2 protein-coding genes are annotated in these 2,734 nt (G+C 71.2%); both read right to left on the reverse strand.

Annotated elements, in window-relative coordinates:
* Positions 1 to 56: 56 nt before the first annotated feature.
* Positions 57 to 1,403 carry a DUF6789 family protein gene (locus AB0I77_RS53280; protein WP_363290286.1) on the reverse strand — a complete coding sequence of 449 codons (1,347 nt, stop codon included), beginning with the start codon at positions 1,401 to 1,403 and terminating at the stop codon, positions 57 to 59.
* Positions 1,396 to 2,734, reverse strand: a 1,339-nt coding sequence (locus AB0I77_RS53285) for an NAD(P)/FAD-dependent oxidoreductase (protein ID WP_363290287.1), incomplete at its 5' end; no start/stop codon positions are given. The genes AB0I77_RS53285 and AB0I77_RS53280, both read right to left, overlap by 8 nt.

Raw genomic sequence — 2,734 nt, forward strand, 5'->3', positions numbered from 1 at the left:
GGGGGTGGCGACGCCACCCGCTCCACGGCCTTCCGGATCCTGTCCGCCCCGGCTGCCTAGGACACCAGGATGGGGATGAGCAGGGCCACGCAGGTGATCAGGCTCCACAGAGCGGGGGCCGCGCTCAGCGTCTGCTCGTGACGCGCGGCCGCCCGGACCGCGGTCGCCTCGCTGCGGGTCAGGTGCCATGGGCTGACCCGCTCCTCCAGCCGCTGGTACACCAGGCCGAGCACGGCGCCGTAGGCGAGGTGGCCGACGAGGGAGGGGAAGGACGCGGCCAGCGCGGTGGCGCTCCACTGGGGTGCGGCACCGAGCAGCACGGGAAGCAGCGTCAGGTTGCCCAGGACCCACCAGAGGAAGCCGTAGGACACACCCCAGCCGATCCCCGAGGCCGGGTCGAAGCTGCGACGGCGGAAGAAGACCGCGTAGGTGACGCCGATGACCTGTGAAATCAGCAGGTGGATGACGAGGCCCACGACCGCGGAGCCCGAGCCGACCAGGGAGGCGACGGCCGGCAGGAATCCCACGGCGACCATGATGCCGGTGAAGATCACGCCGCCGGCCAGCCCGGCGATGACACCATGCCAGACCGAGATCACCCGCCCACCGACCACCAGGCGTCTCTCCAGGGCATGGCGTACGTCATCGGAGAACACCGCCCGCGACAGACCGCCCAGCCAGCAGATCAGCAGGGCCGCACCGGCACCGAGCAACACATAGCCGGGCAGATCCGCCACGGCGGTACGTACCGCGGCGGGCGACCACTCCAACCCGCGGCCGTCCACTAGCGGCCAGACCGTCACCGCCGCGAGCACCCACCACACGAAACCGAAGGCGGCGCCGCGGATCAGGGCGGGGCCGCTGCCCTCGCGGGCGTCGCCGAAGATCATCGCGTACGAGGCGCCGACCAGCGTACCGACGATCAGCCCGTTCCAGCCGAGGCCGAGCAGCGGGGCGACGAGCAGCCCGGCGGCCGACGCGCGCACCAGGAGACCGGGCCTGAGCTGCCGCTCCTTGCGCGACAGCAGGGCAAGGCCTGTGGCCGTGGCCGCTCTGTAGGCCAGGTGGCCGAGCAGGCTGGGGATCAGGTCCTGTGCCGTCGCCACGTCCCAGGCCACGGGCTCGCCCAGCAGGATCGGCAGCAGCGTCAATGGCCCGAGGAACCACCACAGCACGCCGTACGCGAGTCCCCAGAACAGCAGCTCGCGCTGGCGCGCGACCAGCACGCCGAAGATGCTCCCGATGATCGCCGCGATCAGCAGGTGGACGGCAAAGCCCACGACGGGCGAGTCGGTTCTGACGATCGCCGCGACGGTGGGCAGGAACCCGATCTGCACCATCACCGCGCCGAAGACCAGCCCTCCTGCGAGGCCGGCGAGGGCTCCGAATCCAGCGTTACGCATGACGGTCGTCCTTGGTCGAGAGGGCGATGTCCCTGGGGAAGACCAGGTCGAGGGTCCAGTCGGCGAGCACGCGCAGCCGTCTCTCCACACTGGGCATCTTGCTCAGATAGACCGAGCGCCACAGGACCCAGGCGAGGAAACCGGAGACCCGTCGGCCGCCGATCTCGCCGGCCGCCGTGCGGTGCCCCAGCGAGACCAGCACGCCGAGCCCGCCGAAGCGGAACGGGACGGGACGGCGTCCGCCGAGGACCGCGGCGATGTTCCGCGCCGCCGCCTTGCCTTCGCGGATCGCGTGCTGAGCTGTCGGCGGGTAGACCCCGCCCGCCGGGTCGGGGATCCTCGCGCAGTCGCCCAGTGCCCACAGGCCGGGTGCGTCGGGGACCTGCATGGTGGGTTCCACGGCGAGCGGCGGCTGCATGACCTGCTGCACCAGCGGGTTCGGCCGGTTGCCCGCCGTCCAGGCCAGGGTGCGGGTGGGGATGGTCTCGCCGGAGTCGAGCGTGATGTCCTCGGCGGTGGCCTTGCTCACGCGCGCGCCGAGGCGGAACTCGATGCCGCGTCTGTCGAGCTTGCGCTGCGCGTAGAGGCCGAGCATCGGCGACAGCTCCGGCATCAGCCGCTCACCCGCGTGCACGATCACGAACCTGGGCCGCAGCCCGTGCAGACGCGGATAGAAGTGGAGCACGTCATGCACCAGGTCGAACAGTTCGGCCACCAGTTCCGTCCCGGCGAATCCGCCGCCGGCCACCACGAACGTCAGCAGCCCGGACTGCTCGGCCGGGTCCGGCTCGAGATCGGCCCGCTCCAGCACGCCCAGCACCTGGTTGCGCAGCCTTGTGGCGTCCTCGACGGACTTCATCGGGAACGCGTGCTCGCCCACTCCCGGCAGGTCGAAGAAGTGCGGCACCGCGCCAACCGCCAGGACCAGCTGGTCGTACGGCACGCGGAGCATCCCCTCCTTGCCGGCGGAGACATACGCGTTACGTGTCCGCGTGTCGATCGAGACCACCCGCCCGTGCAGGAAGGAGGCATGGTTGAGCCCGGCACGCACCGGGGCGCTCACATGCCTGGCCTCCACCGTGCTCGAGGCGACGCCGACCAGCAGCGGGGTGAACAGCAGGAAGTTCGAGTCGCTGATCAGCGTCACATGAGCGTTGAGCCCGCGGCCGACCCGCCGGTCCAGTTCACGCGCGGCCCCCACTCCGCCGAAACCACCACCTACGATCACCACATGGGGTTTGGCCCGCTGGGGCGCCGGCCGAGGCGGGTGCCAGGTCGAAAGGGCGTGGAAGGTGAGCCCGGCGATCGCGCCGAACAGAGCGGCGCCGACG

The organism is Streptomyces sp. NPDC050619 (assembly GCF_040654815.1).
In the GTDB taxonomy this organism is placed as follows: Bacteria; Actinomycetota; Actinomycetes; order Streptomycetales; family Streptomycetaceae; genus Streptomyces.

Bases quoted from the DNA above. Each gene is read 5' to 3' on its own strand.
- AB0I77_RS53280 (WP_363290286.1), bottom strand. From the start codon at position 1,403: ATGCGTAACGCTGGATTCGGAGCCCTCGCCGGCCTCGCAGGAGGGCTG.